The following is a 26595-nucleotide window of genomic DNA, read 5'->3' on the forward strand; positions in this document are numbered from 1 at the left end:
GTCTGCCCACGGCCCGGCTATAGTTCGATGCGTTGCACGCGGTGGTTGTTCGAGTCGAGCACGTGCAGCCGCCCTTGAGAGTCGCGCACCAATCCCCAGGGGTTGTTCAATTGTCCCGGGGCCCGGCCGTAGGTGCCCCAACAGCCGACGCTTTGGCCGTCGAGCGTGAACTTCTGCACGCGGCTGTTGCCAAATTCACAAACGTAGACGTGTCCTTGGCCGTCGAAGGCCAGGTCATACGGGTAGTAAAGCTGCCCCGGGGCGCTGCCTTGCTCGCCCCAGGCCAGCAGCAGCTTGCCGTTCCGGTCGAAGACCTGCAACCGGTGATTGCACGAATCGGTCACCCACAGCCGTTGCTGGTCGTCGAACACCAGGCTTTGCGGACGCAGGAATTGCCCCGGCTCGGAGCCGTGGCTGCCCCATTCGAGCAGATACTGGCCCCGGGGATCGAACTTCTGAATCCGGTCGAACTCGCCGTATTCACCGGCGTAGAAGTTCCCGTCGGCGTCGACCACGGCATCGGTCACGAAGCCGAACTGCCCGGGCCCATGACCATTCACGCCGCCGATCGACTGCAGCAGTTCGCCGCTCAGCGAGTAGATGAGCACGCGGTAGTAATGCGTATCGGCCACGAGGATGCGGCCGCGCGGATCGAAGCTCAGACCAGTCGGGCGGCCGTTGTCGTGGGCCGGCGTCTGCCAGGACGATCGATACCCGCCGTCGCGGTCGAACACCTGGATACGGGCCGTCATGTCGACCAGGTACAGCCGGTCCTGGTGATCGCGCGTGATGGCCCTGGGCTTTTGCAGGCGACCCGGCGAGACCCCCGCACGCCCCCAGACCAGTTCGGGCAGATCGGTGCCCGAATCGATACAACCGGCCGTCAGGAGCAGGCACGCCAACATCGCGGGCGGAGCGAAGCGCCGGAATTGCGGTAGACGCCGCCGTGATGCCATACGATGCGGCCCGGGTACGAATGGGCTGAAAAACGCGGGCACGAGGCATTCGCCCCTGGTCGCGAGACTTCGACCTTCCCGGCGCCGGCCGGGAGCCAACCAGCCTCCATCGTCGCGGTTTTCCCGGCGCCCGCAAGCTTTTCCCCGTCTGCCGGCTCACAAGGTCCTGGCCCGGCGCGGCTTGATTCGTCGGCTTTGCGGCCAGTATAGTGCCAGGGCGGCTTCGGATCATCGCACCAACGGCGGATCCGTGGCGCCGCGCCAATCGAGGCCCCGTTCGGCGCGTCGCCGCAATTGCTCGTCTATGCCGCCTGTTGTCTTCGATCTTCGCAGCGCTGACGATTCGCGCGACGTCGTGCACCGCGCCGTGCAAGCACTGGCCGAGGGCAAGCTCGTCGCGTTTCCGACCGAGACCATCTACGGACTGGCTGCTAGCGCACTGGTCGAGAGCGCCGTCGAGCGCCTGCTGGCCGTCAAGGGGCGCTCCAAGGTTCCGGTTGCGCTGGCCATCAAGAGTGCCGAAGACGCCTGCGATTATGTTCCCGACCTGAGTCCCTTGGGCCGGCGATTGGCGCGGCGCTGCTGGCCGGGGCCGGTGACCTTGGTGGTCGAGAACCATCATCCCGAGGGTCTGGTCCAACAATTGCCTACGGCGGTTCGTCAGGCCGTTGCGCCGGACGGCTGGGTGGCCTTGCGCGTACCGGCGCACGGCGCGATCCAGCACGTGCTCAAACTGCTGGCGGGCCCCCTGGCCTTGACCAGCGCCACCCGCGACGGAGGCCCCGACTCGACCACGGCGGCCGCGGTAGTCTCGGCCCTCGACGACCAGGTGCAGTTGGTGATCGATGACGGCCAGACCCGGTTTGGCCAGCCGTCTTCGATCGTACGCGTCAGGGAGAAATCGTTCGAGCTGATCCGCCAGGGGGTGGTCAGCGAGCAAGTGCTCAAGAGGCTCAGCAGCTTGATGATTCTGTTTGTCTGCACCGGCAACACGTGCCGCAGCCCGATGGCTGAGATCATGTGCCGGAAATTGCTGGCCGAGCGGCTGGGCTGTCCGATGGCCGAGTTGCCCGATCGCGGCGTGCTGGTCGTCTCAGCCGGAATCGCGGCTATGATGGGGGGCAGGGCCAGTACCGAAAGCGTCAACGTCATGGCGGCCCAGGGACTCGACTTGCGCGATCACGAAAGCCAACCGCTGACCCCGCAACTGGTCCGCCACGCCGACTACATCCTCACGATGACTGGCGCGCATCGGCAGGCGATTATTGGCGAATGGCCCGAGGCCTCGGCGCGAACCCGCGTGTTGTGCCGGAGCGGGGCTGACGTGACCGACCCGATCGGCGGCACCACGGCCCACTATCAGCGCTGTGCCGACCAGATTCGGGCCGAGCTAACCGCATGGGTTAAGGAATTACCGCTCTAGGCGGCCGCCGCACACGGAAATGCCCGAGGGAGTGTACGAGATGCGAATTGCGATCGGCAGCGATCACCGTGGCGTCGCGGTCAAGGACAAAATCATCGACCTGCTCGGCCGCTTGCAACATGCGGCCGTCGACGTGGGGACCCACGGCAACGAAAGCGTCGACTATCCCGATATCGCCGAAAGCGTGGCCCGCAAGGTGGCCAGCCATGAGGTCGATCGCGGGATCCTGATCTGCGGTAGCGGATTGGGCATGTGCATTGCCGCCAACAAGGTCAAGGGAGTGCGTGCGGCCCCTTGCAGCGACGATCTGGCGGCGGAGATGAGCCGCCGGCACAACGACCTCAACGTGCTCTGCTTGTCGGCCGACATGCTGGGCGAAAAGCTGATCGACCGCATCGTCGAGGTCTGGTTGGCCACCGAATTCGAAGGCGGCCGGCACGCGCGGCGAATTGCCAAGATCGACGACCTGGAAAAAGACTGCGGCGACTAGCGCTCTGGCGATCAGCGCTCTGCCAGCGCTGGAGGTTCGGGTCGAGAGCCACTCGCAGAGCACGGGGAATTGACTTGCCGCCGAACCACCGACGTTTTCGGCGATCGTGCATTGCCACTCCTGGTTCTCAGGGTTGACGATGCACGAGGCTGGCCCTTCAGCAGGCAGCGGGGGAACCTCGCATGTTCCGTGCGATCTTGCTCGCGTGGCTCGTGTTCGGTGGTGCGCAGGCCGTGCATTCGGCCGACGTGCCACGGTTGTTGTTCACCTCGCAGGGTCGCACCGGCATCGTCGCGGCCGACGGCTCGGACCTGCGCTATTTCGACTTCCAGATCCCCAACCAGGCTACCTGGCAACCTAGCGAGGCGTTTCGCGACGGGCGGCGAATCCTGTTTCTCAGCATGGAGCCCCGGCGCGACGGGCCAGGTCGCCCGTTCGAAGAGTACTACACGCAAACGCCCACGCACCTCTGGATTCACGACCTGGCGGACGGCAGCCTGCAGGAAATCTGCACGCAGGAGCGGAAGGCGCCGTTCGTCACACCGGCCTTGTTGGTCGGCGACGACCGGCTGCTGATTCAGGTCGTCAAGGATCGCGTCGGGCAGATCTACAGCGTCAAGCTCGATGGCAGCGATGCCCAGGCTTTCACGGCGGCAGGCGAGGGGCTGCCATACGGGCTGAGCCTCAGCCCCGATCGCCGGCGCGTGGCGTTTCACCTGGCCAGTCCCGAAGGCTACCAGGTCTGGACGAGCGATCTCCAGGGGCGCGATCGAGTCAAGCTCGCCGGTCATCCCGAGCACCTGTATTTCGGCACCGCGTGGTCGCCCGATGGGCAGTGGGTCGTGTATGTCGATTGCGACTATGGCCATGACCCGGGCCACGATTGGGCCGACGTGTGCATCGGCCGCGCCGACGGCAGCGAACATCGCGTGCTGACACAGGGTCAGGCCATGTGGTTCGCCGCGAGTTACGGCAGCGCTTCGACGCGCGGCGGCGGCTCGAATGTCCCCACGTGGACCCCGGATGGCGCGATCGTGTTTCCGCGCCGCACGCCCCAGGCGCGCGTCCCGTGGCAGTACCAGACCGATCAAGCCGACACCGATCATTTCAATCGGCGCTTCCTGCCCGATCAGGCCCGCGGCGGCACGCAAATCGTGCGGCTCGATCCGCGCGACGGATCGGTCCAGGAGCTGACGGCGGCCGTCGAAGGCGTCTGGGATTTTCGCGCGAGCGTTTCGCCCGACGGGCAGCGGCTGGTGTTTTGTCGCGCCGAGGTCGGCGCGGCGCCGGCCGTCTGGGTCGCGGCGGTCGACGGCAGCGAGGCGCGGAGGATCACCGGCGGCATCGAAGACCGCGGGGCCGACCATCCCCGCTGGCTGCCGCCCGGCAACTAGACCTGCGGCAATCGAGCGGCGATGTATTCCACTGGGTGCACGGCACGCTTGCCGGTGCCGTCGTGAATCTGGTGGCGGCAAGAAAATCCGGGAGCCACGATCGGACCGTCGTGCGTTTGCACAGCGGGGAACAGCACCCGGTCCCCGATCTGCATGCTCAGTTCGTAGTGTTCGTACCCGAACGAGCCGGCCATGCCGCAGCAGCCCGAGTCGACCACCTGCACCTTGCTGCCGGTGGTCCGTTCGAGCCACTGGCTCGTCGGGCCCACTCCGACGAGCGCCTTTTGATGGCAGTGTCCGTGCAGCAGCACGGTCTCCGCCGCCGGCTGCGGTTCCTGCACCGGCGGTACGTCGGCCAGCAGTTGATCGATCAATCGCGCCGCGCCGGCCACGGTCTGTGCGTCGGTCCCGCGCAACAGGTCGCGATAATCGTCGGACAAAGTCAACACGCAGCTCGGCTCGCAGCCGACGATGGGTACGCCCTGCAAGGCCCAAGGCAGCAGCCGCGCGACATTGGCCTCGGCCAGACGTCTGGCGTCGTCGAGCAGACCCTTGGAAATCATAGCCCGGCCGCAGCACGGCAGTCCGGCGAGATGCACGCGATAGCCGGCCACCTCGAGCACGCGCACCGCCGCGGCGTTGACTTGCGGCTCGCAATAGCTCGTCAGGCAATCGTCCAAGAGCACGACGTCGCCGCGCGTGGCCGCGTGGCGTGGCGCGGCATGCTGGGCGAACCAGCCCTGGAAATGTTGCCGCGAAAACCTGGGCAGCGAACGCCGCCGATCGATGCCCGCCATCCATTGGCCGAGCCATCGCGCTCCCGGCAGATGCGCCAACCAGTTCGAGACGGGTGCCGTCCGTGAGCCCCAGCGATTGAGCAGTGCCACCTGCGCCAGCAGCCGCGTGCCGAGCGGCGCGCCGTGCCGCTGCCAGTAGTGATGCAAGAATTCGGCCTTGAGCTTGGCCACGTCGACATTCGACGGGCACTCGGCCTTGCAGCCCTTGCACTGCAGACACAGGTCGAAGGTGTCGTAGAGTTCGCGGCTGCACAGCTCTTCGGTTGCCAGCTTGCCCGACAGCGCACGGCGCAGGGCATTGGCGCGGCCGCGCGTGCTGTGTTCTTCGTCGCGCGTGGCCATGAACGAGGGGCACATCGTGCCGCTGAGCGTCTTACGGCAGACCCCCACCCCGCTGCATTGGGCCGCGGCCCCGGCGAACCCTCCCTGCTCCGCAAAGTCGAAGACCGTCAGTACCGGCAGCGTCTGCTCGCCCGGCAGATGGCGCAGATGCTCGATCGGCGAGGGTCCCTCGACCACCTTGCCGGGGTTGAAGATGCCCTGCGGATCGAAGGCCGACTTCAACTCGCGAAAAGCTTGATAGATGCGCGGTCCGAACATGCGCTCGTTGAGATAGCTGCGGGACAGCCCATCGCCGTGTTCACCGCTCATGGCGCCGCCGAATTCGCGCACCAGGTCGCAGACCTCGCTGGAGATCCTGGCCAGCCGCTCGACGTCGGCCCGATCGCGGGTGTCCAACAGGGGGCGGATGTGCAGGCAACCGACCGAAGCGTGGCCGTAGTAGGTGCCCTCCGTACCATTCGCCCGGAGGATCTCGCGAAACCGGCGGACAAATTCGGGCAAGTGCTCGAGCGCGACGGCCGTGTCTTCCACGAAGGCAATCGGCTTGCGCATCCCGGGCACGCCCATCATCAAGGGCAAGGCCGCCTTGCGACAGGCCCAAACATGGGCGACCTGCGCCGGTTCGAGCGCCACAACCGTGGATTGCAGCCCCGGCTGTCCGGCCAGCTCGGCCTGGGCCCGGTCGATCCGCGCAGCGACTTCGGCGGCCGTGTCGCCACTGATTTCAACCAGCAACAACGACTCGGGATCGCCGACGACGAAATCGAGATAGCTGCGATACTCCAGGCTTTCCCGGGCCATGCGCACGATCAGCCCGTCGAACAGCTCGACGGCCGACGGATCGAGCGGCAGCACGCAGGCTACGGCTGCCACGGCGTCGGCCAAAGTGGCGAAGTGCAACGCCAGGACTCCCCGCGCCGCCGGCAAGGGGACCAGATGCACGAGCGCCTCGGTCAGGCAGGCCAGGGTGCCTTCCGATCCGACGAGCAGGCGCGCCGCGTTGAACAGTTCGCCGGGATGCCGCGCCGCCTCGCGCTGCCGCAGCGCGTGCACCATGCTGGGCACCGGCAGCAATTGCCGGAACTCGGGCACCAGCTCGTCGAGGTTGTAACCGCTGACGCGCCGCTGCAAGCGCGGGAACCGCGCGAGAATCTCGTCGCGCTCCGTGCTGGCCAGGCGGGCGAGCGTGCGATAGGCGCTCGCCTCGAGCGAAGTGCCAGACTGCCGCGCGTGGAAGTCGTCGGTCGTAACGGGGCCGAAGGTCGTCCGGCTGCCGTCGGCCAGCACGCAGTCGAGCGACAAGACGTGGTCGACCACCTTGCCGTAGACAATCGATCGCGAGCCGGCTGAATTGTTGCCGATCATGCCGCCCAGGTTGGCGCGGCTGCTTGTGGCCACGTCCGGGCCGAACTGCAAACCGTGCCGCGCCGCCGCCGCGTTCAATTCGTCGAGCACGACGCCGGGCTGCACGCGCGCTGTCTGCTCGCGCGGATCGAGCTCGACGATCGACCGCAGGTGCCGGCTGAAATCGATCACGATGCCGGCGCCGATCGACTGGCCCGAGAGGCTCGTGCCGCCTCCGCGGGGCACGATCGCCAGCCCGTGCGCGGCGGCGAATTGAACCGTGGCGACGACGTCCTCGACGCGCCGCGGAAAAACCACACCGACCGGCTCGATCTCGTAAATGCTGGCATCGGTGGCATACAAAGCGGCGTGATAGCGGTCGAATACCGCCTCGCCGGCCAGGTCGGCGGCCAGCGACTTTGCCAGTTGCGCTAAATGTGCGGGCGAGAGACGGTCGTGCATAGCCAGGGTTGAAATCACGCGTGATTTGCGGGGGTCGTGGAGACCGCCATTATCTTGCAGCCACGTGGATTGTTGATAGAGTCGAGTTTGTGCATCGTTTTCCCGTCCCGTGCTGGGAAAGCCGGTACTGCATCAGGATTCCTTGCGTCAGGATTGCCGGGTGATGTCCGAGTCTCATGCCTCGCATTCCAACGAAGTCGATCAGTTGCTGCTCAATGCGCGGCTGCGCGACGAGTTGGAACCCTACTTGGATGAGTCGATCTCGCAGGTCGGCCCCTTGCCCACGCAACGCGAGAACGAATACCTCGCGTCGATGTTGGCCTGGGAGCGTGCGCCGGTGCTGCCGATCGCCGAGTGGTTTAGTCCACCGCTGGTGTTGCCGCCTCCCAGCGAGTTGAACGACGTGCAGTTGCACACGCTGTTGTGGGAAACGATCCGCAGGCTGCATGCCAAGCGAATCGTGCTCGACTTCACCGACCACTTGTCCGACCACCAGCTCTATTGCCTGATCTACCGCGACATCCTGCCATCGTACGAAAAGAAGATCGAGTCGTCGCGGCACTATCTGCACTGGGATTGCGCCAACATGGGCGACGATCCCGAGATCTGGCTGCGACATTACGCCTCGGAAGAAGAACGCCTGGGCTGGAGCGACCAGACCGGCCAGACGCCTCCGCCGCACGTGTCGCCGCCCTACCCGCGCCATTTGCCGCACCACCCGCTGTAAGCGCACGGTGCGCGAGGTTCGCGACGCTGAGTCATTCAGCCGCGACGCGGTCGAACAAGGCAAACACGTCGGGCAGCGCCACCTGCACGATTGCCAGGTGCTCAACCTGGGGATACTCGTGCAGCTCGGCTTTGCGCGCCCCCGCCTGTTGCAACCCGGCGAACAGTTGCTTCGCGCGGCTGTAGGCGAAATCTTCGGTGCCGATACCGACGAAGAACGGCAGGTCGGCCAATTGCGCGTCTTTGGTGATCGTGCCGCCCCCGCCCAGGGCTGCGACCGCCGCATAGGTGCCGGTCGCCTGGCAGGCCGAAATCGAAGCCTGCGCCGCGCCCATCGAATGGCCGACTAGGAACACCCGCTGCGGGTCGATGGCAAAACGTTCGGCCAACGCCGCGACGATCAGCGGGGCCGGCGACAAGCCCATTCCTGCACTGCGTGGGGCCACAAGGTACCAGCCTCGCCGGGCACATTGTTCGACGATCGCGCCATGGCCGTAGGCGTCGAAGAACATGTTCTCGCTCCCGCCGGCTCCGTGCAGCGCGACGACCAGTGGACGCGGCGACCCGCCCGTCGCTTCGGGCGGCACCATCCATCGGCAGTACTGCGTGCCGCGCTCGGTGGGCACCGCCATCCAGAACTGGCCCGCGCGCTGGGCGTTGTAATACGGCTCGCTCGCCGCGACGAGCGCCTCGGCCTCGGTGAGTAGACGCGCGGCCGGATAATCGGTCTCAGGCGTCTTGCCCTGTGCGAGGCTGCTCAACAATCGGGTCAGGTGGACGACCGTCTCCTGCTCCAGCGACCGCCCGCGAGCGGGCAGCGCATCGACGAATGCGTTTAGCCGCGCGAGCCGCGCGGCGAGATCATGGGCCAGGCCAATGCGCTGCGCCGTCGTGCTGGCCTCGGGGCCGCTGGCGATGCGGCCGACAAACCAGTAGTCGCCCTCGGCGTCGGCGGGCAGCCGCAGCTCGCCGGCCAAAGGCACCGCCGTGAGCGGCTGCTTCTGGGATTCGCAGCCGGCCAGCGGTTCTTGGCCGCCTTCGCGCGCGGCGACGAGCGCTTCGACCTCGGCGAGCGGCATCGCGACCGCGGGCACTTCGTAGAGCGTCCGCACGGCGAAGCCGAGCGGATCGACGCCAGGATCGAGCAGCCGGCGATCGAGCGTCACGGCGAGCGAACGCGTCCAGCGCAGCGCCTCCGATGGCTCGCCTCGGCCCTCGAGTTGAAAGGTGCCCGTGTCGAGCAGGCGTGCCGCTTCGGTCATGCGCATCGAGAAAAATGCCGTGACGGCCTGCTTGAGCAAGGGGGTCGTCTTCAGCCGTTCGTCGAGCGACGGTTGGCGATCCCAGGCCAGTTCGAACTCGCGGACGCGATGCCCCAACTCGTAGCGCACGTCCTGAGCAAGGACCAGCGAACTACCGCAGGCCGAAAGAAGCAGCCACAGGCACGGCAACTGCCAACGGATACGTGACATGGTGGTGGTCTCAAGAGTTGACGGGTGTGGCCAGGGGGCCGGCCGAGGAGATTTCGATCGGGCCCCGACTTCCAGTGGCCGGCAAGTTGCCGGGGCCGTGGGACAACAGTTCGAACACGCGCTCGCGGCGATAGTCGAAGATGGCGTCCAGTTGCCGGCTCACGAACACCATGCGGGCCAGCGCCCCCAAGGGCCCCAGCGGGATTTCGTAATCGATCGTGTCAATCATCAGCGTGCCCTCGGCCGTCTCGAAGAACTCGTGCAGGTGTTCCCAGCGGCGATAGGGACCTTGCAATTGGCTGTCGCGAAACCGCAGCGGCGGCTCGAACAGGTCGATACGCGTCTGCCAATTGAAGGGGATGCCCATGAGCTTCAGTCGATAGTCGATCAGCGTGCCGCTGCGCAGCTCGATCGGCAGCGGCGTGAGAATCTGAAACGACAGCGCAGGCGGCGTGATCGCCTCGAGGTTCTCGGCCGCCGAGAAGAACTCGAATACCTCAGGCCGAGGCCGTCGAATGAGTTGAGCGCGTTGCAATCGGTAGGCGCGTGCCATGCGTGTGCCTGCATCACAGGGGATTTGGGAAAAGCATCGTCACCCCGCCGCCGCGAGAATCGAGCGGAGGGCCGGCTCGAGCTGGGCATAACGGAACGCGTAGCCGGCGGCCAAGGCTGCCCGCGGCACGACGCGCTGCGACGCCAGCAGGGCGTCGGCCATTTCACCCAACGCCAGCCGCAGCGCGAAACGCGGCGCCGGGAACAGGGCGGGCCGATGTAAGACGCGGCCCAGCGTGCGCGTGAATTCCGCGTTGGTCACCGGGTTCGGAGCGACCCCGTTGATCGGCCCGCGCAGCGACGCGTGCGTCGCCGCGAACAACATCATCTCGACCAGGTCGTCGAGATGAATCCAGGGCATCCATTGCCGGCCGTCACCCAGTCTTCCTCCCAGTCCGGCGCGGAACAGCGGCAACATCTTGCCCAGCGCCCCGCCGCCGGGGCCGAGAACCAGACCGGTCCGAATCAGCACGACGCGAATTCCCAGCGCCTCGGCAGCCAGCGCCGCCTGCTCCCATTCGGCGCAGATCTGGCCCAGGAAATTGTCGGCCGCCGGTTCGTCCTCGGCCAAGATGCGGTCGCCGCCGTCGGGGTACCACCCCACGGCCGAGGCCGACACCAGCACCAGGGGGCGAGATTCCAGCCGTGCCAGGCCTGCGACGAGCCGTTGGGTGCCTTCCACGCGGCTTTCGCGGATACGGGCTTTCTTCTCGGCGGTCCAGCGGCCCTCGGCGATTGGTTCGCCGGCCAGATTGAAAACCACCTGGGCCCCGTCAAGCGCCTCGAGGGGCACCTCGACGCGCGTGTCCCAGGCAACGGCCCGGACGTCGCCCAATTCGGTCTGGGCCCGCTGGGCATTGCGACTGAGCACCACGGGTCGCCGCAGGCGCGCGGCGAGCTGGCGCCCGATAAAGCCGGTGGCCCCAGTGATGACGGCGGCGAGCGATTCGGGGCCACGGTGGTCCGTCATAGGTCGAGCAGCTCGGGAAAAAGGGAAGGCAGCTCAACACCTGCAAACTGCACAGACATTGTTCTCCCTGCGCCTCGCGCGTCCAGTTTAAGAATGGCGGAACCGCAACCCCAGTGGATTTTCAAGACCGCGAAACCGGGTCTCCAGGGAGCGCCGCCTGCAATCCGGACGTGGGTTGCAAGAGGGGAGCTGCGGCCGCGTCTGGCGCACTGTGCGGCGCATAGACCCGATCTTTCCAGGCGGTGCGGCGGCCAACCAGCCAGAGGCCAAACGCCCACCATTGAATCGCCAGCAGCAAGGCGACTCCCAGCGGATGGGCGCAGGCGCCCCAAAAGCTTTGACCGAACCGCCGCACGCCGATCGCTCGCGGCAAGTAGGCGGCCACCGTTCCGGCCGCAGCGACCAGCGTTGTCAGCGGATCGAAGCGGCCGAATACACCCAGCAGCAACAAGATCGGCGGAACGATTTGACCGCCGACCAGGAGCACGGTGATCGGAGCGATGAGCCCGGGCGCGGCCAGCCCTTCGGTGGCGTTCTTGGCCAGGCCTGACCACACCTGAGCTGCCGAGCGATACATCCGGCAAGTGGCCAGCGGTGTGGCATCGAACAAATCGGTGCCTAGACCTGCGCTGCGATAGGCCCGGGGCAGCGTGATGCCGTCGTGCAGCGACGCGCGGATCGCCGCGTGTCCACCGGCGCGGCGATAGCTGACCCGATCGGTGACGAACAACTGGCCGCAGCCTGCCGCATAGGCCGGATGGCGACTGCGTCGCATCCGCCACAGCGGCAAATAGCCCAACAGCAGAAAGTGAATCAACGGCAGCACCAGTCGTTCGAGCGCGGTGCCAGTTTCCTGACGCGGAATGCCGCTCGCCAGGCCGACGCCCTGACGCTCAACGAAAGCCACGGCCCGGGCCAGGCCATCGGGAGCCAATCGCACGTCGGCGTCGACGAACACGAACCAATCGTGTGCGGCCAGCTCGGCCAGCCGCGAACAGGCGTGTTGTTTGCCGCACCAGCCGTCGGGCAGCGGCGGCGCCGACACACAACGTACGCGCGAGTCCCGCGCCGCAATGTGATCGACGATCTCGGCGGTGCGATCGGTCGAGTGATCGTCGAGCACGATCACCTCGAGCACGACGCCGCGGCTGGCCAGCGCCGACTCGACGGCTGCACCGATCGACGGCTCTTCGTTGCGGGCCGGGATCAAGACGGAAACGCGCGGCTGCACGTCGGCCGCGATCACCGCTGGGACGCGATACAGCCCGAGATTGCGCAGAAACACCATGGCCGGAACCACGGCCAGGCAGCAGGCGATCGCGGCCACCACGGTTGCGCTCATGGATTGCTGCGCTTTCTGGCAAGTAAGCGGCTAGTCGCCGTGCCGGGACTCGAACGGGACGCCCGCCAGCCGTGCTTTCGCCCAGCGCCAGGCGTCGTAGACACCGCCGATGCCTGAGCGTCCTTCGAGCAGCGTCACAAATCGCCGGGGATCGCGGGCGATGGCCTCGACGGCGAGCGCGTCGAGGTTGCGCTCGAGCTGATGTGCGAGCCGTCTCGTCCAATCGGCCGCCGGCAGTCGATCGCGATCATCCACGACGATCGGTTCACCCCAGCGGCACAAGGCCTCGGGCAGGCGCTCTTGCCAGAACGGCAGCTCGATCGCCAAAGGCACCAAGGTCAAACCCGGAACATGCGCCGCGAGATGCCCGATGCCGGGTCGCAAGCAGACCGGGCGCTGCCGCGGATCGGTGAAGCTTCCCTCGGCCGTAATCCACAAGACTGCATCCGGCTGCTCGAGAATCGCCAGGCTCGTACGAAAGAATACCTTTGCACCGCGCCGGCGGTCGGGCTCGATGCCAAAAAAACCAATCTTCTCGAAGAAGCGATACTTGGCCAATCCTCGAGCATCAATCGGAGCGTAATGGCGACGTCCTGGAAAGAACCGTCGCGCCAGGCAGAGCCCCAACAACGGGTCCCACCAGGCGGGATGATTCAGATACACGACCAGCGGTCCGCCGAGCGATCGAACGTCGGTACCGCTGCGCGACAGGCGCACCTGGTTGAAGTTCTTGCGCAGGAAATGATCGCTGTACCAACCGAACCCCGCATAAACGCGCGGCGATATGCGCGGAATCGAGTCTGTCAGCGCAGCACGCGCTGTGAGCTCAGGCGGGGCGGGCGCTTCTGTTGCAATCGCGATGCGGCTCATGCGCCGACGAACTCCTCGCTGGGGATGCGGCCTTCCGCGGCGGGCCCGGCCGACTCGTGCAGATCGTGATGCAGTGCGTCGGCCGCGATCCAGCCCGACATCAGCACCATGGGCATACCGGGCCCGGGATGCGCGGCACCGCCGGCCAGATAGAGTCCGGGCAGTTGCCGGCTGCGGTTCGCAGGCTTGAACGCTCCGAGGAACCGGCCGTGGCTCGCCAGGCCATAGATGGCGCCATTGAGCACACGATAGCGCTCGTGGATATCGGCCGGCGTGAGCGCCGCCTCGTAGACGATCCGCTCTTCGAGGTCGTCGAGCCCCGCCGTGTGGGCCAGCTTGTCCAGGATCACGCGGCGGTAGCCAGGCAGCATCTGTCGCCAATCGTGATGCGGCCGGAGATAGGGCGTGTGGACGAGCACGTACAAGGCCTCGCCGCCGGGAGGCGCGACCTCCGGTTCGGTGACGGCCGGGGCGCAGACGTAGCAGGTCGGGTCGGGCGCCGGCTCGCCGCGATCGTAGATCGACGCAAACTCGGCATGGCTATCGGCCGAAAAGACGAAGTTGTGGTGCAGCAAGTGCTCGTACCGGCGCTTCAGCCCCAGGTACAGCACGACGCCCGAGCACGCCGGCTCGTGGCCGCGGCGCTCGAGGGCGCCGGCCTGTGGGGTGCTGGCCAGCAGCTCGCGATGCGTCCGAAGCGAATCGCAGTTTGAGACCACCGCCGCCAGTGCGGTCCGCCGTCCGTCGGTCGTCTCGATGCCAGTGGCGCGGCCGTTCTCGACCACGATCCGCGCGACGTCGACGCCCGTCCGTAGTTCGACGCCGAGATCCTGAGCCAGCCGGACCAGTGCCTCGGGCACCGCGCGCGTGCCGCCGCGCGGATACCAAATGCCCTCGTCGGTCTGCATATGGGCAATGCCGCAGAGCACTGCGGGCGATGCCGCAGGCGACGAGCCCACGTATTGCGTGAAGTGGTCGAGCAGCTGCGCGACGCGAGGCTCAGGCACAAACGACCGCACGGTCGAAGCGACCGAACGGCCCATTCGCATGGCCAGCAAGTCGCCGAGCACGCCCGGCTCGAAGGTGCCCCGGGCATCGAACACGTCGCCGATCGCGCCCACGCTGCGCCAGAAGAAATAGCGCTGCGAAATGCGGTTCAGGCGTTGCGCCAGTTGGAGAAAATCGCGGTAGCCGCTCGCGCTGCCGGGCGCAAAGCGATCGAGCGCCGCGCGCATTCGGTCGAGCTGAGCGTGCAGGTCGAGCGTCGAGCCGTCGGTGTAGAAGCAGCGCCATTGCGGGTCGAGCGGGATCAGCTCGACGTGGTCGTCGAGCTTGCGCCCCGCCTCGGCAAAAATCCGCCGCAGCACCGAGGGGAGCGTGAGGATCGTGGGGCCCATGTCGAAGCGAAAACCATCGGCATTCAGCACGGCGGCTTTGCCACCGAGCCAGTCGTTCTTTTCGAACAGCACGACGGGCCATCCGCGCGCGGCCAGGGTGCAGGCCGCGGCCAATCCACCCAGGCCTCCGCCGACGACGCCGATCGGTTGATTCTTGGACGCACGCATCAATCAACTCCGCAGGGCCGGCGCTGGTAGGGCGAGTTCTTCGCCGGCTGCCAGGTGCGGCAACGAGGGGAATTCGGCCGCCGATTCGCACGCCACGCGCCGCGTCGCGAGCGAACCGCCCAGGTCGTCGACCAGCAGCCGCGTGGAAATCCGGGCCGACTCGAAGATCACGGGCAGACCGCTGCCCGGATGTGTACCGCCGCCGACGAGATAGACGCCATCCAGATCTTCGAAGCGGTTGCGCGGCCGCAGGTGCAGCATCTGCCGCAGGGTGTGTGCCAAGTTGAACGTGGCTCCCCGGTAGACATCGTGCCGGTGCTCCCAGTCGGCGGGCGTGACGATGTGTTCCCAGCGAATCCGTCGCTCGACGTCGTCGAGCCCCAGCCGTTTGAGCTGGTTGAGCGTGAGCTGGCGAAAGCGATGTCGCTCGTGCCGCCAATCGACATTGGCGTGCTGATGCGTGACCGGTACCAGCACGTACAGCGTGCTGTGCCCGTGCGGGGCGAGCGACGGATCGGTCACGGAGGCGTTCTGCACGTAAAACGACGGGTCGTCGGACAGCACGTGGCGGTGCTCGATGTCGCGCAGGTTCTCGCCGTAGTTTTCGGACAGGTAAATCGTGTGATGGGGCAGCTCGTCGTACCGCCCCTGCAAACCCAGGTAGAGCATGAACGTCGAACTGGAGTAGCGCTTGCGAGCCAGCTGGCGATTGGACCACCGCCGCCGCAGCCGGTCGGGCACGAGCCGCGACATGGCCCGGGCAAAGTCGGCATTCACTACTACGGCGTCGGCCGGATATTGGCCCGCGGCGGTCCGCGCGCCGATGGCCCGCCGTCCGGCGAACAGCAGCGCATCGACCGGTTCGCCGAGACGAATCTTCACGCCCATGTCTTGCGCAATCCGCGCCATGGACGCACACACCGCGTTGCAACCGCCGATCGGATGCCAGACGCCGTATTCGTATTCGAGGAACGAGAGAATCGAGAACAAGCTTGGGCATTGGAACGGCGACATGCCCAGGTATTTCGATTGGAAACTGAAAGCCAGGCGCGTGCGCTCGTCGCGGAAGTAGCGCCGCAAGTCGCCGTCGAGCGACAGCCACGGTCGCAGCCGGGGCAACAGTCGCAAGAGCGTCGGGCTCAGGCAATCGCGCCACGACAAGAACGGCGTTTGCAGCACGGGGCGAAAGGCGGCCAGCTTGGCCCGATTGTCCGCCAGAAAGCGGGGCACTGCCGCGGCATCGGCCGGGTCGATCGCCGCGATCTGCTGCTGCAACCGCCCGACGTCGGGCGTGGCGTCGACCTGGGGACCACCGGACCCGAACACCAGCCGGTATTGCGGGTCGAGCTGCACCATCGGGACTTCGTCGTGCAGGTCGTATCCGCAGGTGGCGAAGATCTCCGCCAGAATCTGGGGATAGAGAAAAAAGGTCGGCCCGAGATCGAAGCGAAATCCCCTGCCGCAGACGGCCGAGGTCCGCCCGCCGACGCACGGCTGCTTCTCAAGAATCGTGACGTCGAACCCGGCCTTCGCCAGCAACATCGACGCCGCCAATCCACCGGGACCTGCTCCGACGATGACGACTTGGCGACTCATGGAACGACGGCTCCGCAAGGGGGCGCACACTTCGGAGAACGTGACGTTCCGAGGTGCTGGCGCGGTCGAGAAAACCGCGGGGCCCTGCCCGACTGCAAAGCAGACCCTAGGCAGTCTAGACGTGACCCTCAAATCGGCAACTGTTAGGATGCGCCGGCGAAATTTTTGAACAGGTCCGGCCATGAATCGTGCCAGTGCGATCGCCGAAACCCCCGATTTTCCCTGGCTGGCGGCCGACGATGCGGCAGGCGTGGCCCGTGTGCTTGCTGATCGCGGCTTGCTCGAGCCGGAGGAGCAGGTCCGCGCCGCGCCGCGCGCGGGCGAGGGGAATATGAACCTGACGCTGCGCGTCGCGACCAATCGGCGAACGCTGATCGTCAAGCAGGCGCGGCCGTGGGTGGAAAAATACGACCAGATCGCCGCGCCTTGGAACCGGTTCGAATACGAGCTGGCGTTTTACGAATGGGTGGCTGGCGAACCGCGGTTGGCCGACCGGATGCCGCGGCTGCTGGCGGCCGATCGCGCGGCGTGCCTGATCGTGCTGCAAGACCTGGCGCCCGCGGCCGATTTGACCACGCTCTATTCCGGCGACCTTCTGACGACGGCCGAAGTCGAGCAGCTCGCCGCGTTCCTGGCCGGCTTACACGCGGCGGGACGCGGCATCGCCCCCGCCCGCTGGGCGAACCGCGACATGCGGGCCCTCAACCACGAGCACATGTATCGTTTGCCGCTCGACGAGGCGAACGGGCTCGAGTTGGATCGTTTCGAACCGGGGCTGACCGACGCCGCCAGGCGACTCCAGCGCGACCGCGCCTACTGCGAACAGGTCCACGCCACGGGGCAGCGCTACCTGGCCGACGGAATGGTGCTCTTGCACGGCGACTACTTCCCCGGCAGTTGGTTGCGGACCGCCTCGGGCGTGTTTGTGATCGACCCGGAATTCTGCTATTGCGGCGATCCGGAGTTCGATTTGGGAGTCTGTCTGGCGCACTGCGCGTTGGCTGCTCAACCGGGCGACGTATCCCGGGGGTTTCTCGAAGCGTACCGTGCCTCGGGCGGAGCAGGCGACATGGGCCAGGCCGCCGCGTATGCCGCTTGCGAAGTGATGCGGCGCCTGATCGGCGTGGCACAATTGCCGCTCGCGCCCAGCACCGGGCGCAGGCGCGAACTGCTGGAACGCTCGCGCGCGGCGCTCGCCGAGCGACGGCTCGAACCGCTGCTGGCTTGAGCAGGCCGCTGGCCGCGACGCGGTTCTTATCGCGCAGCATGGCATACGGCCCGGGCCTGCGTCAGCCGGGCTTGCGCTCGCGTTGCCGAGCCAGCTCGGCGATCGATTCCAATTGGAGTTCTTGAATCTCCAGGAGCCGTTGCCATTGATGCGACAGCAATTGATCGAGCCGGGTGATGATCTGGCGGACTTCCAATTCGGCCTTGAGGTCGACGCGGTAGTCCTGCTCGCTGCGCAGCCGGTCCTTCGCCTCCTGCCGATTCTGGCTCATCATGATGATCGGCGCCTGAATTGCGGCCAGGCACGACAAGCACAGGTTCAGCAAGATATAGGGGAACGGGTCCGGCGGTCGGGCACCAAGCATCCACGTGTTGACGACGATCCAGCCCAGGACCGCGAGGCCGAAGAGGGTGACGAACGTCCAACTTCCGCCGAATTCGGCCACGCGGTCGGCCAGCCGTTCGCCGAAGGTGAGCGTGCGGTCGAAGCGCGTGTTGATGTCCTTGGCGACGGTCTCCTGGGTGGCCAGGCTCTTGAGCACCTCGGATTCCAGCGCCGTCAATTCGCCACGCTCGATCTCGAGCACTTCGCGCACGTGCTCGATGCGAAATCGGTGCAAGTCGGACAAACAGATAAAGCCTGTGGGCGTCCACTCGTGATGCTGGCGTTCGATCGTAGTCACGACGGCCGGATGCACCAGTTCGCCCGGTACGGCGTCGGCGCGGCGCACCTGGCGGTGACAAATCTGGCAGGTGACCTGCGCGGAGGCGTGTTTCGACATGTCGATTTTCGTCTGCCCAGGTGAAGGTCGGCCTAGAGACGCGCGAGAATCTCCGTGGCTGCGCGACGCCCGGCTTCGATGGCGCCCTCCATGTACCCGGTCCATTCGGCGGCTGTTTCGGTGCCTGCCCAGTGCACGCGGCCCACGGGCTGACTCAGGGCCGGCCAACACTCGCTGATCGCGCCTGGCACCATGTAACCCGTCGGGCAGCCGCCGGACCAGGGGTCCGCGCCCCAATCCTTTTCCATGTATTCGGTGGGCTGCAGTGCGCGCGGACCGAAGTACCGGGCAAAGGTCTGCAGCACGGCTTCACGCCGCGCGGCAGCGGGCTGGCTTCCCCAATGCCGGGCCGGACCTGCCACCATGAAGCCGACCAGCGCGGCCTGTCCACCATCGTAGCTGGTGTTGTCGTAGACGACGCTCAAGGGGCCCTGCGTGGCGACGGCTTCGCCCGAATAGCCCGCCTGGCGCCAGAACGGCTCGTCGTAGAGCGCGAGAATCTTGATCGTCTGTCCCATGGGGAATCGTTGGACGAGTTGGGTGCGCAACGCGGGCAGCGCCGGCTCGAACTCGATCTGCGCCGTGAGCGACGGGGCCATCGCCACGATTCCGTACTTCGCTTCCCAGACACCCGCCGGTGTGACGGCCTTGATGCCCGAGGCGGTTTGCTCGATGCGCCGCGTGGGCGCGGCGAGCACCAGCGCCTCGCCCAGCGGATCGGCCAGTCGCTGGGAGATTTGTTGCGCGCCGCCGAGGATGCGGTCTTGTTGCGCGCCGTTGGCCACTTCGACGATACTCTCCAGCCCGCCGCCGGAGCGCATGTAATAGAGAAAATGCAGCATCGACAGCTCTTTGGCCTCGGCCCCGAAGACGACGCGCATCGCCGCGGTCAACACGTCGCGTACGACCTGGGCTCGCGCAAAGCGCCGCAGGTAGGTCTCGAGGGTTTGACCGTCGTAGTCCACGGCGCCGGGCGTTCCCAAGGGGTTGCCCGTCGGAACGCTCGCGGCGAGGCGCTCGATGCGCCGCATGCCGCGGTGCAAATCCCACAGCGCCCACAACGGCAACGAGGGAATGGTTTGTTGATAGGTCGACAGCCCGCGCTCGGTGTCCAGGACCTTCGTGCCTGTATGAAACGTGGGAAACAGCGTGATGCCGTATTCCTGCACGAGCGCGCGCATCCGCGTTTGCAGCGGCCCGAGCCATTGCCCGCCCAGATCGAACGTAGCGCGGCCGACCGGTTGAGCCAAGGTCCGGCCGCCGACGCGATCGCGCGCCTCGAGCGCGACGACCGATGCGCCGCCCTCGCGCAGCGCGCGCGCCGCCGCCAGTCCTGAAAGGCCTGCGCCCACGATCACGACGTCTGCATGGCTCGGTGCATTCATCTCGGTTGACGGCGCCTACGGTGGTTGATGGATGGCCTGCGCCAACGGCTGGCGAGCCGGGCTTACGAAAGTCTCATGGACCGATAACTCGGACGACACACGCAAAAGCGATGATCTTGGAGCCGTCGCTGGGAGTCAAGGAAGCCCTCGTCGACTCACGAGAAAGAGCATATGAGGTCATTTGAGACCGTCGTCGTCAGCGATCTCCATCTTGGTGCCCGAAACTCGCGTGCAGCGGAATTTATTGATTTTCTCGGACGCGTGGCGATCTCGCGACTGATTGTCGCAGGTGATCTGTTTCAATGCCCACGGCTCTCGCGGCCGCTGGGCGAAGCCGACGCCGAGGTCTTGTCGATCCTGCGGCGCCTGGCCGATGCCGGCGACGCCGTCTGGATTCGCGGCAATCACGACCCCCATGCCGACTTCGCCTGGGCTGTGCTCGGTCTGCCGCAGTGCGACGAAGTGAACCTGGCGGTCGGCGAGAAGAACTATCTCGTCACGCACGGCGATCGTTGGGATCGGGCCATGGAACTGCCCAAGCTGATCGTCGACGGCGCCGATGCGATCTATCGCGGCGTGCAGATGCTCGATCGGAGTCACGCGCTGGCCCGCATGTTGAAGCGCGGCTCCAAGCACTTTTGTCGGGTCGTCCAACGGTTGCGCAACCGGGCCATCGACGAGTCCGAGCAGCGCGGCTACGACGGCGTGATTCTCGGCCACACGCACGTCGCCGAAGAGTACAGCGAACGAGGCATTCACTATCTCAACAGCGGTTGCTGGACGGAGCGCCCCGCCACTTATGTGGGCGTCCAGGCCGGGCGAGCCCGGCTTTATCGCTGGAACCACGTCGAGCGTACGCCGGAGCCTCAGCCGGCCACCTTCTGGTCGTCCGACGAACTCGTGGCCACGGCCTGAATGGCCGAGTGGCCCCCCGGCCCTCGATCGGTTCGCCGTGACGGTCGCCACGAAGGCGACGTACCCGTTCAGCCCAGACTCAGCCCAGGACCTCGACCCTCATGATACGCAAGCAGATCAGCGATCGAGTGGCGGCGAAAAGCTTTGCATTCGTGCACCAGCACAACCTGGTTTACAACACCTGCTGGGAAGATCCCCGGCTCGACCGCGAGGCCCTGTGCCTGGGCCCGCAAGACGACGTGCTGGTCATCACGTCGGCGGGCTGCAATGCCCTCGACTACGTGCTGGCCGGCGCCCGCCGCGTGTATGCGGTCGATCTGAACTTCCGGCAGAACGCCCTGCTCGAGCGCAAGCTGGCCGGCATCCGCCGGCTCGACTACGCCGCGTTCTTCGAGCTATTCGGCCAAGGCCAGTCGCCCCGCATCCGCGAGCTGTATGCCGACGTGCTGCGGGCCGAGTTGTCTCCGCGCGCCCAGCGATGGTGGGATAAACGGCTCAGCTTTTTCCGACCCCGGGGCTGGCGCAAGACGTTCTATTTCCGCGGCACGTCGGGCTTTTTTGCCCGCATGATCAACGAGTACATCGATCGCGTCGTAGGCCTGCGCGACGAAGTGCAGGCCATGCTCGACGCGCCGTGCCTGGCCGCGCAGCAGGAACTTTATGCCAGGATTCGCGACGTGTTCTGGTCAGGGCTGCTGCGGTGGCTGGTACGCCGCGACGCGACATTGTCGCTTTTGGGCGTCCCCCGTCCGCAGCGCGAGCACCTGGAGCGCACGGTGCCAGGAGGCATCGCCGGCTTCGTCGAGGACTGTGTCGACGCCGTGTTCGGCAAGCTGCCGTTGGCCGACAACTATTTCTGGCGCGTTTATCTGACGGGCAGCTACACCCCGGCCTGTTGCCCGGAATACCTCAAGCCTGAGAATTTTGCGCGGCTGCAGGCGGGGCTCGTCGATCGGGTCAGCACGCACACCACGTCGGTGTGCCAGTTTCTCCGCCACCACGAGCAGCCGATTTCGCGCTTCGTGCTGCTGGACCACATGGACTGGCTGGCCGCCGTCGACGAACACGCATTGCAGGAAGAATGGCAGTCGATTGTCGATCGGGCAACGCCGGGCGCGCGCTTCATCTGGCGGAGCGGCGGCTTGGAAACGGTCTTTGTGGATCGCCAGGTGGTTCGCTACCGCGAGCGGAGGCTCGCCGTCGGCGAACTGTTGTCGTACGATCGCGCGTTGGCCGCGCGGTTGCATCCCTTCGATCGCGTGCATACCTACGGCAGTTTTCACATTGCGGAATTTCCCGGCGCACGCGATCAGGCAGGCGAACCCGGCGTGCCGTTGGACGTAGCCACGCCGACTCCCGCGGCACTGGTCGGGTCGCACGGCTGAACGAGTCAGGATGGAATTCGATGTCGCTGGCGGCCGACCTGAAGACGATCTATCACCTGGCATTGCACCCCGTGCGCGGCAATACGCACGCGGAGCGCCTGGAGAGCTTTTACGGCGGGCAGGCGGCCTCCTACGACGCCTTTCGCCGCCGGCTGCTGCAAGGCCGCGAAGCATTGTATGCCGGCATCGACGTTCCGAGCGGGGCAGTCTGGATCGAGATGGGTGGCGGTACCGGGAACAATCTCGAGTATCTGGGGACGCGAATCGGCCAGCTCTCACGGGCCTACATCGTCGATCTGGCCCCTTCGTTGTTGGCCCAGGCGCGATCGCGGATCGCCGAGCACGGCTGGACGAACGTCGTCGCGGTCGAGGCCGACGCCACGCAGTTCATACCGGACGAAGGCCAGGCCGACGTGGTGACGTTCAGCTACGCCCTGACGATGATTCCTGATTGGTTTGCCGCGCTCGAGCAAGCGGCCCGCGTGCTGCGGCCGGGCGGGCAGATCGCCGTGGTCGATTTCTACGTCGCGCGCAAGCACGTGGCCGAGCAGCGGCGGCGCCATGGCTGGTGGACGCGGAGCTTCTGGCCGGCGTGGTTTGCCCTGGACAACGTCTTCTTGAGCGCCGACCACTTGCCTTTTCTGCTCGCGCACTTCGAGCCGGTGCAGGTCGGTGAGTCCGTCGCCAAGGTGCCTTACGTCCCGTGGGGGCGAGTGCCCTACTACACGTTCATCGGCCGCAAGCGCTAAAAAAGCCACGGTCCGCTGATCGGCAGGTGTCAGGCGTTGCGCCGGGCCACCTGCCCGCTGCGCAAGGCGCGGTTGGCCAGGTGAGCGCTCGCCGCGGCCAACACGCCGGCGGCGACGGGGGCGTTGGGCTGCTCGCGGCTCCGGATGCACTCGAGCCAATTGGCCAGATGCAGCGCCTCGCCATTGGGCGCCAGGTAAAAGTCCTGGCCTTTGGGACCCGTGCCGATCACGTGTTCGCGCGGTTCGACTTTGCTCTTGCGCTCCGGCACCAGTTCGTAACGGCCCCGGTCGAGATACAGCGTCGCCTCGGTGCCCATGAATTCGATCCGCGCGGCATCGCGGGCGTTGACGAACGTGCCCTCGAAGTGGGCCTGCACGCCGTTGGTTGGATAGCGCAGCAGCGTCTGCACGGTGTCGGGCGTTTGCCAGCGGTCGGCCCACAGGAAGAAATCGCCGATCGACGCGGCCTCGTCGGGCTCGGGCAGATCGAGAAACCAATGGGCCACGTCGATGAAGTGGACCATCAAGTCGGTGAAGACCCCGCCGCCAAAATCCCAGAACCAGCGCCAGTTGCGAAAACGATAGGCGTCGAAGGGCTGCTGCGGCGCCGAGCCGAGAAAACGCTGCCAGTCGACCGTGGCAGGATCGATGCCCGGATCGAGCCGATCGCCGCGCGCGGCGTTCCGGTTCCAGCTCAGCTCGACTTTGCGCACCGTGCCGAGCGCGCCGGACTTGATCAGCTCGCGGCCCTCGATGAACTGCGGCATGCTCCGTTGCTGCATGCCCACCTGGACGATGCGGCCCGACTTCTGTTGCGCAGCGATCACGGCGGCGCCTTCGCCCGGATCGTGCGTGAGCGGCTTTTCGACGTACACGTCTTTGCCCGCTTCACAGGCGGCAATCGTGATCGGCACGTGCCAGTGGTCGGGCGTGGCGACGAGTACGGCATCGACGTCCGGGCGATCCAGGACAGCGCGGTAGTCCTTGGTCGCAAAGGCATCCTTCGTGGCCAGCTCGCGCCCCTTGGCCAGGTGCTCGTCCCAGACGTCGCACACGGCGACCAGCGACACGCCGGACAAGGACTGCATGGCCCGCAGCAGGTGTTGCGCGCGGCCGCCTGCGCCGATCACCGCCACCCGAATCGTCTCGTTGGCCGTATAACCGCGGGCCGTAGCCGTGTAGCCGGCTGCCGAAACAGCCGCCAGCGATCGTCCCAGCCGGGCCAGAAAATCACGCCGCGAGGTGCTACCAGGCATGGATGCGCGAGCCTCCTTCGAGGAGCCACGCACACGGGCCGAATGCTCGTTCACCCCGGCAGCCGTGGCTCGTGCGCCAGATTAACCGATTTCATCGGGCTCCGCCGCCGTGCGATTCAAGGCGAAGATCGTACCGCAGCCGGGCTGCTCAGTTCGGCCCCGTTTCTTCCGTGGGGGCTTCATCGGCAGGCATGTCATCCGCCGGTGCGGCGTCGGCATCGCCCGGGTCGGCGAAAGGATCGTCCGTGGGCGCATCCGAGGGCGCTGCTTCGGTAGGCGCATCGGCCGGCGCATCGGCAGGAGCGGTGCCGGCCGGGTCGGCGAAGGGATCATCCGTTGGCGCATCCGCTGGAGCAGCTTCGGTAGGCGCATCAGCCGGCGCATCGGCAGGAGCAGTGCCGGCCGGATCGGCGAAGGGATCGTCCGAGGGGGTTTCGCTGGGAGCATCGGCCGGCGGCGCATCGGCAGGTTCGTCGGCGGGCATCTCTTCGGCCGGCGCATCGGCCGGTGGCTCGTCGCTTGGCGCGGCGAACGGATCGTCTGCCGGCGCTTCAGCTGGAGCGGTTTCGGCCGGGGCGCTTTCCGTTGCCGCCGGCTCGGGCGCGGCGGGTTCTTCGGCCGGCGCGCCGAACGGGTCGTCTTCCGGCGCCGGCTGCTCGGGCATTTCCTCGGCCGGCGCAGGTACGTCTGTCGCCGGAGCCGGAGCTTCTTCTGCCGGCGAGGGCTGCAGTAGGATTTCAGGCTCGGCCTCGTGAATGTCCTGCAAGCGTCGACGGCGTCTTTCGACCCGCATGCGCTCGGCCATCACCCGCGCCTTGGCGCGGTAGTGTTCGATCTTCAGACGCGCGGGCCCTTGGATGCGCTCCAAGGCTTTCGACACGTTGTAAAACGTCGAGCTGTCCTGGGCTTCCAGGTCGGCGGCCAGTTGAAAATCGCCTTCGGCCTCGTAGTCGCGACCCAGGCACAGAAGCGACAAGCCGCGGAAGTACAACGGCCGCGGATCTTGCGGCCGGGCGTCGATCGCGGCGCTCAGCAGTTCGTATGCCTCGAACGTGCGGCCCGCGAAATAGGCGTGCACGCCAGTCCCATACATCTGCGTGATCGCGCGTTCCTGCGCCAGGGCCGAACTTGCGACACCCAACGCCAAGCACACGCCGAACGCCAACCGCAGCATGACCGAGCCTCCAGAAATTGCCTCGAGCTGTTCGCTACTCTCGCAGGCGGTGATCTACCCGTCTGGTGGAGAACCCTTATGGTAATTCCTGCCCGTCGGCATGTCCAAAACAGCGGCCGATTTAGGCCGACAACAACGTCCGCACGCCACATCGGTCGGCAACATCCGTACAGTTGTCACGGGCCGCCGGCGGAACGCATGTCTCCCCACCAAAACAAAAAAACACGCGACGGCCCGTGAGGACCGTCGCGTGTGTGGGTTACGAGCCGCGATGGACGACCGGTGGGTCGCCGACGCGATCACCCCGTCGGAATTACTTGCGTCGCCGCGCCAGCAGCACCAGCCCAACGGCGCCGCTGATCGCCAGGACGATCGTCGAAGGCTCCGGAACGATGGCCGTCGCACGCAACTGGCCCGACAGGCTCAGGTCGAGATCGAGGATGTCCTCGGGAATCCCGAGATCGGCCAGGCTGGGCAGCGTGGCCTGCACGGGAATGATCAGCGTCGAGCTGCCCGAGGGCAGTGCGTACGAGACCGAACCGCTGGTCGCTGGTGTGTTGGGCAGCGCCAGCGCCCCAGCTCCGGTCAGGTCAAAGCGCGTGCCCAAGCCGAGCGAAACGGTGCGCTGCAGGATGTTCGAAGAAACAGTCAGGTTGAGGTCCGGAAACGCCAGGTCGAGCGCGTTGAGCGCCACGACCGCAGCCAGGTGGCTGATCAGGTCGGCCTGTTGAAACACCAGCGAGCCGTTAAGATCGGTGAAGCCGCTGTTCACGCTCAGGCTGACGCCGCTGGCATCAAACGTGTGCGCCAGGCTGATGTCTAGCGCGCCGGTGCTGTCCACGTCGAGCACCAGGTTGCGCACGGCCAATGCCATGTTGACCGACTGCAGAGTTCCCAGGTTCAGCGTGCCCACGTTCGGGATGTCGATCGGGGGCAACGCGATACCGATCGGGGCATTCAAATTCACGCCGTAGTTGGCTGCTGCAGTGCCGGCGCCACCGTTGACGTTTGGAGAATACTGCAGCGGGATGCTGAACAGGCCCGTCGGGTTCACCGCGGCAGCGGCGCTACCGCCCGGGAACGAGATGCTACCCGTGGCGCCGGGGCCACCAGGGAAGTCGGCAACGATCGTGCCGTTGTAGCGGGTGATCGCGTTGGCTTGCTGCTCGGTGACGTTCAGTGCGCCGCCAAGAACCGTGCCGGCCACCGTCAGGTTCAACTGACTTTGGCTTTGCGTAATCGTGTAGACATGCGAGGCCTGGGCAATCGAACCAAGGCCCAACAGCAGGGCCGCGCCCATGCCCAGCGGCATGAAGGATTTTCGAACTCTGTTCCGGTTCACTAGCGTCTCTCCCTTGGCTGACAACAATTCAGGTGGCGGTACGCGAGAAAGCGCTTCCGCCATGCCCCTGCCGACGAAG

Annotated in this window: 22 protein-coding genes; 8 read left to right on the forward strand and 14 right to left on the reverse strand. The window is 66.3% G+C overall.

What is annotated here, in order from left to right; genetic code table 11:
- Positions 1-17 precede the first annotated feature (17 nt).
- Positions 18-956, reverse strand: a complete 939-nt coding sequence (locus K1X74_02490; protein MBX7165196.1) for an SMP-30/gluconolactonase/LRE family protein — start codon at positions 954-956, stop codon at positions 18-20.
- 304 nt (positions 957-1260) lie between these two features.
- Here K1X74_02490 and K1X74_02495 point away from each other — a divergent pair, with 304 nt between their 5' ends.
- The 3 genes from K1X74_02495 to K1X74_02505 all read left to right on the forward strand — a co-directional run bounded on the left by K1X74_02495 (position 1261) and on the right by K1X74_02505 (position 4263).
- Positions 1261-2379, forward strand: coding sequence for a threonylcarbamoyl-AMP synthase (locus K1X74_02495; GenBank protein ID MBX7165197.1), 1119 nt, complete (start codon positions 1261-1263; stop codon positions 2377-2379).
- 40 nt (positions 2380-2419) lie between these two features.
- Positions 2420-2869: a ribose 5-phosphate isomerase B gene (gene rpiB / locus K1X74_02500; protein MBX7165198.1), complete on the forward strand. Its 450-nt coding sequence runs from the start codon at positions 2420-2422 to the stop codon at positions 2867-2869.
- A 182-nt stretch (positions 2870-3051) separates the two neighbouring features.
- Positions 3052-4263 carry a hypothetical protein gene (locus K1X74_02505; protein ID MBX7165199.1) on the forward strand — a complete coding sequence of 404 codons (1212 nt, stop codon included), beginning with the start codon at positions 3052-3054 and terminating at the stop codon, positions 4261-4263.
- Here the strand turns inward: K1X74_02505 and K1X74_02510 are convergent.
- On the reverse strand, positions 4260-7226 hold the full coding sequence (locus tag K1X74_02510; GenBank protein MBX7165200.1) for an FAD-binding protein: 2967 nt from the start codon (positions 7224-7226) through the stop codon (positions 4260-4262). The two genes, K1X74_02505 and K1X74_02510, sit on opposite strands and share 4 nt — an antisense overlap.
- Before the next feature lie 145 nt (positions 7227-7371).
- Here K1X74_02510 and K1X74_02515 point away from each other — a divergent pair, with 145 nt between their 5' ends.
- Positions 7372-7935 carry a hypothetical protein gene (locus tag K1X74_02515; GenBank protein MBX7165201.1) on the forward strand — a complete coding sequence of 188 codons (564 nt, stop codon included), beginning with the start codon at positions 7372-7374 and terminating at the stop codon, positions 7933-7935.
- Positions 7936-7966: 31 nt separating this feature from the next.
- Here K1X74_02515 and K1X74_02520 read toward each other — a convergent pair whose 3' ends face one another.
- The 7 genes from K1X74_02520 to crtI (K1X74_02550) form a co-directional block, all read right to left on the reverse strand.
- A complete protein-coding gene (locus K1X74_02520; protein ID MBX7165202.1) occupies positions 7967-9406 on the reverse strand; it encodes an alpha/beta fold hydrolase in 1440 nt (479 codons plus the stop codon).
- Between the two features lie 10 nt (positions 9407-9416).
- Positions 9417-9959: an SRPBCC family protein gene (locus K1X74_02525; protein MBX7165203.1), complete on the reverse strand. Its 543-nt coding sequence runs from the start codon at positions 9957-9959 to the stop codon at positions 9417-9419.
- A gap of 39 nt (positions 9960-9998) precedes the next feature.
- On the reverse strand, positions 9999-10928 hold the full coding sequence (locus tag K1X74_02530) for a TIGR01777 family oxidoreductase (protein MBX7165204.1): 930 nt from the start codon (positions 10926-10928) through the stop codon (positions 9999-10001).
- Positions 10929-11049: 121 nt separating this feature from the next.
- Positions 11050-12270, reverse strand: a complete 1221-nt coding sequence (locus K1X74_02535) for a glycosyltransferase (GenBank protein ID MBX7165205.1) — start codon at positions 12268-12270, stop codon at positions 11050-11052.
- 30 nt (positions 12271-12300) lie between these two features.
- Positions 12301-13140, reverse strand: a complete 840-nt coding sequence (locus K1X74_02540; GenBank protein MBX7165206.1) for a lysophospholipid acyltransferase family protein — start codon at positions 13138-13140, stop codon at positions 12301-12303.
- Positions 13137-14705: a phytoene desaturase gene (gene crtI / locus K1X74_02545; GenBank protein MBX7165207.1), complete on the reverse strand. Its 1569-nt coding sequence runs from the start codon at positions 14703-14705 to the stop codon at positions 13137-13139. Before crtI (K1X74_02545) ends, K1X74_02540 begins: the two co-directional genes overlap by 4 nt.
- A 3-nt stretch (positions 14706-14708) precedes the next feature.
- A complete protein-coding gene (crtI, locus tag K1X74_02550; protein ID MBX7165208.1) occupies positions 14709-16301 on the reverse strand; it encodes a phytoene desaturase in 1593 nt (530 codons plus the stop codon).
- A gap of 181 nt (positions 16302-16482) precedes the next feature.
- Here crtI (K1X74_02550) and K1X74_02555 point away from each other — a divergent pair, with 181 nt between their 5' ends.
- Complete coding sequence (locus K1X74_02555; GenBank protein ID MBX7165209.1) at positions 16483-17529, forward strand: phosphotransferase; 1047 nt, start codon at positions 16483-16485, stop codon at positions 17527-17529.
- A gap of 61 nt (positions 17530-17590) precedes the next feature.
- On the opposite strand, the gene K1X74_02560 is transcribed toward K1X74_02555, so the two are convergent.
- Together K1X74_02560 and K1X74_02565 are read right to left on the reverse strand one after the other, a co-directional pair.
- A complete protein-coding gene (locus tag K1X74_02560) occupies positions 17591-18310 on the reverse strand; it encodes a DUF1003 domain-containing protein (protein ID MBX7165210.1) in 720 nt (239 codons plus the stop codon).
- Positions 18311-18342: 32 nt separating this feature from the next.
- A complete protein-coding gene (locus tag K1X74_02565; GenBank protein MBX7165211.1) occupies positions 18343-19695 on the reverse strand; it encodes a flavin monoamine oxidase family protein in 1353 nt (450 codons plus the stop codon).
- 171 nt (positions 19696-19866) lie between these two features.
- Between K1X74_02565 and K1X74_02570 the strand changes: the two genes are divergently transcribed.
- The 3 genes from K1X74_02570 to K1X74_02580 all read left to right on the forward strand — a co-directional run bounded on the left by K1X74_02570 (position 19867) and on the right by K1X74_02580 (position 22744).
- Positions 19867-20610, forward strand: coding sequence for a UDP-2,3-diacylglucosamine diphosphatase (locus K1X74_02570; protein ID MBX7165212.1), 744 nt, complete (start codon positions 19867-19869; stop codon positions 20608-20610).
- Between the two features lie 101 nt (positions 20611-20711).
- Positions 20712-21995: a BtaA family protein gene (locus tag K1X74_02575; protein MBX7165213.1), complete on the forward strand. Its 1284-nt coding sequence runs from the start codon at positions 20712-20714 to the stop codon at positions 21993-21995.
- 20 nt (positions 21996-22015) lie between these two features.
- On the forward strand, positions 22016-22744 hold the full coding sequence (locus tag K1X74_02580; GenBank protein ID MBX7165214.1) for a class I SAM-dependent methyltransferase: 729 nt from the start codon (positions 22016-22018) through the stop codon (positions 22742-22744).
- A 29-nt stretch (positions 22745-22773) separates the two neighbouring features.
- Here K1X74_02580 and K1X74_02585 read toward each other — a convergent pair whose 3' ends face one another.
- The 3 genes from K1X74_02585 to K1X74_02595 form a co-directional block, all read right to left on the reverse strand.
- On the reverse strand, positions 22774-24000 hold the full coding sequence (locus tag K1X74_02585) for a Gfo/Idh/MocA family oxidoreductase (GenBank protein ID MBX7165215.1): 1227 nt from the start codon (positions 23998-24000) through the stop codon (positions 22774-22776).
- Between the two features lie 148 nt (positions 24001-24148).
- On the reverse strand, positions 24149-25174 hold the full coding sequence (locus K1X74_02590; protein ID MBX7165216.1) for a hypothetical protein: 1026 nt from the start codon (positions 25172-25174) through the stop codon (positions 24149-24151).
- 313 nt (positions 25175-25487) lie between these two features.
- Positions 25488-26486 (reverse strand): PEP-CTERM sorting domain-containing protein, encoded by a 999-nt coding sequence (locus K1X74_02595; protein MBX7165217.1) that lies wholly within the window; start codon positions 26484-26486, stop codon positions 25488-25490.
- Positions 26487-26595: the final 109 nt, after the last annotated feature.

This window comes from Pirellulales bacterium, assembly GCA_019694435.1.
Lineage (GTDB): Bacteria > Planctomycetota > Planctomycetia > Pirellulales > JAEUIK01 > JAIBBZ01.

What these genes read in the sequence shown, in the direction of transcription:
- K1X74_02520 (MBX7165202.1), bottom strand. Translation starts at nt 9,406, where the DNA reads ATGTCACGTATCCGTTGGCAGTTGCCGTGCCTGTGGCTGCTTCTTTCG.
- K1X74_02585 (MBX7165215.1), bottom strand. Translation starts at nt 24,000, where the DNA reads ATGCCTGGTAGCACCTCGCGGCGTGATTTTCTGGCCCGGCTGGGACGA.
- K1X74_02540 (MBX7165206.1), bottom strand. Translation starts at nt 13,140, where the DNA reads ATGAGCCGCATCGCGATTGCAACAGAAGCGCCCGCCCCGCCTGAGCTC.
- K1X74_02535 (MBX7165205.1), bottom strand. Translation starts at nt 12,270, where the DNA reads ATGAGCGCAACCGTGGTGGCCGCGATCGCCTGCTGCCTGGCCGTGGTT.
- crtI (MBX7165207.1), bottom strand. Translation starts at nt 14,705, where the DNA reads ATGCGTGCGTCCAAGAATCAACCGATCGGCGTCGTCGGCGGAGGCCTG.
- K1X74_02595 (MBX7165217.1), bottom strand. Translation starts at nt 26,486, where the DNA reads ATGCCGCTGGGCATGGGCGCGGCCCTGCTGTTGGGCCTTGGTTCGATT.
- K1X74_02495 (MBX7165197.1), top strand. Translation starts at nt 1,261, where the DNA reads ATGCCGCCTGTTGTCTTCGATCTTCGCAGCGCTGACGATTCGCGCGAC.
- K1X74_02555 (MBX7165209.1), top strand. Translation starts at nt 16,483, where the DNA reads ATGAATCGTGCCAGTGCGATCGCCGAAACCCCCGATTTTCCCTGGCTG.
- K1X74_02530 (MBX7165204.1), bottom strand. Translation starts at nt 10,928, where the DNA reads ATGACGGACCACCGTGGCCCCGAATCGCTCGCCGCCGTCATCACTGGG.
- K1X74_02560 (MBX7165210.1), bottom strand. Translation starts at nt 18,310, where the DNA reads ATGTCGAAACACGCCTCCGCGCAGGTCACCTGCCAGATTTGTCACCGC.
- K1X74_02565 (MBX7165211.1), bottom strand. Translation starts at nt 19,695, where the DNA reads ATGAATGCACCGAGCCATGCAGACGTCGTGATCGTGGGCGCAGGCCTT.
- K1X74_02570 (MBX7165212.1), top strand. Translation starts at nt 19,867, where the DNA reads ATGAGGTCATTTGAGACCGTCGTCGTCAGCGATCTCCATCTTGGTGCC.
- K1X74_02515 (MBX7165201.1), top strand. Translation starts at nt 7,372, where the DNA reads ATGTCCGAGTCTCATGCCTCGCATTCCAACGAAGTCGATCAGTTGCTG.
- K1X74_02590 (MBX7165216.1), bottom strand. Translation starts at nt 25,174, where the DNA reads ATGCTGCGGTTGGCGTTCGGCGTGTGCTTGGCGTTGGGTGTCGCAAGT.
- K1X74_02525 (MBX7165203.1), bottom strand. Translation starts at nt 9,959, where the DNA reads ATGGCACGCGCCTACCGATTGCAACGCGCTCAACTCATTCGACGGCCT.
- K1X74_02505 (MBX7165199.1), top strand. Translation starts at nt 3,052, where the DNA reads ATGTTCCGTGCGATCTTGCTCGCGTGGCTCGTGTTCGGTGGTGCGCAG.
- K1X74_02490 (MBX7165196.1), bottom strand. Translation starts at nt 956, where the DNA reads ATGGCATCACGGCGGCGTCTACCGCAATTCCGGCGCTTCGCTCCGCCC.
- K1X74_02575 (MBX7165213.1), top strand. Translation starts at nt 20,712, where the DNA reads ATGATACGCAAGCAGATCAGCGATCGAGTGGCGGCGAAAAGCTTTGCA.
- crtI (MBX7165208.1), bottom strand. Translation starts at nt 16,301, where the DNA reads ATGAGTCGCCAAGTCGTCATCGTCGGAGCAGGTCCCGGTGGATTGGCG.
- rpiB (MBX7165198.1), top strand. Translation starts at nt 2,420, where the DNA reads ATGCGAATTGCGATCGGCAGCGATCACCGTGGCGTCGCGGTCAAGGAC.
- K1X74_02580 (MBX7165214.1), top strand. Translation starts at nt 22,016, where the DNA reads ATGTCGCTGGCGGCCGACCTGAAGACGATCTATCACCTGGCATTGCAC.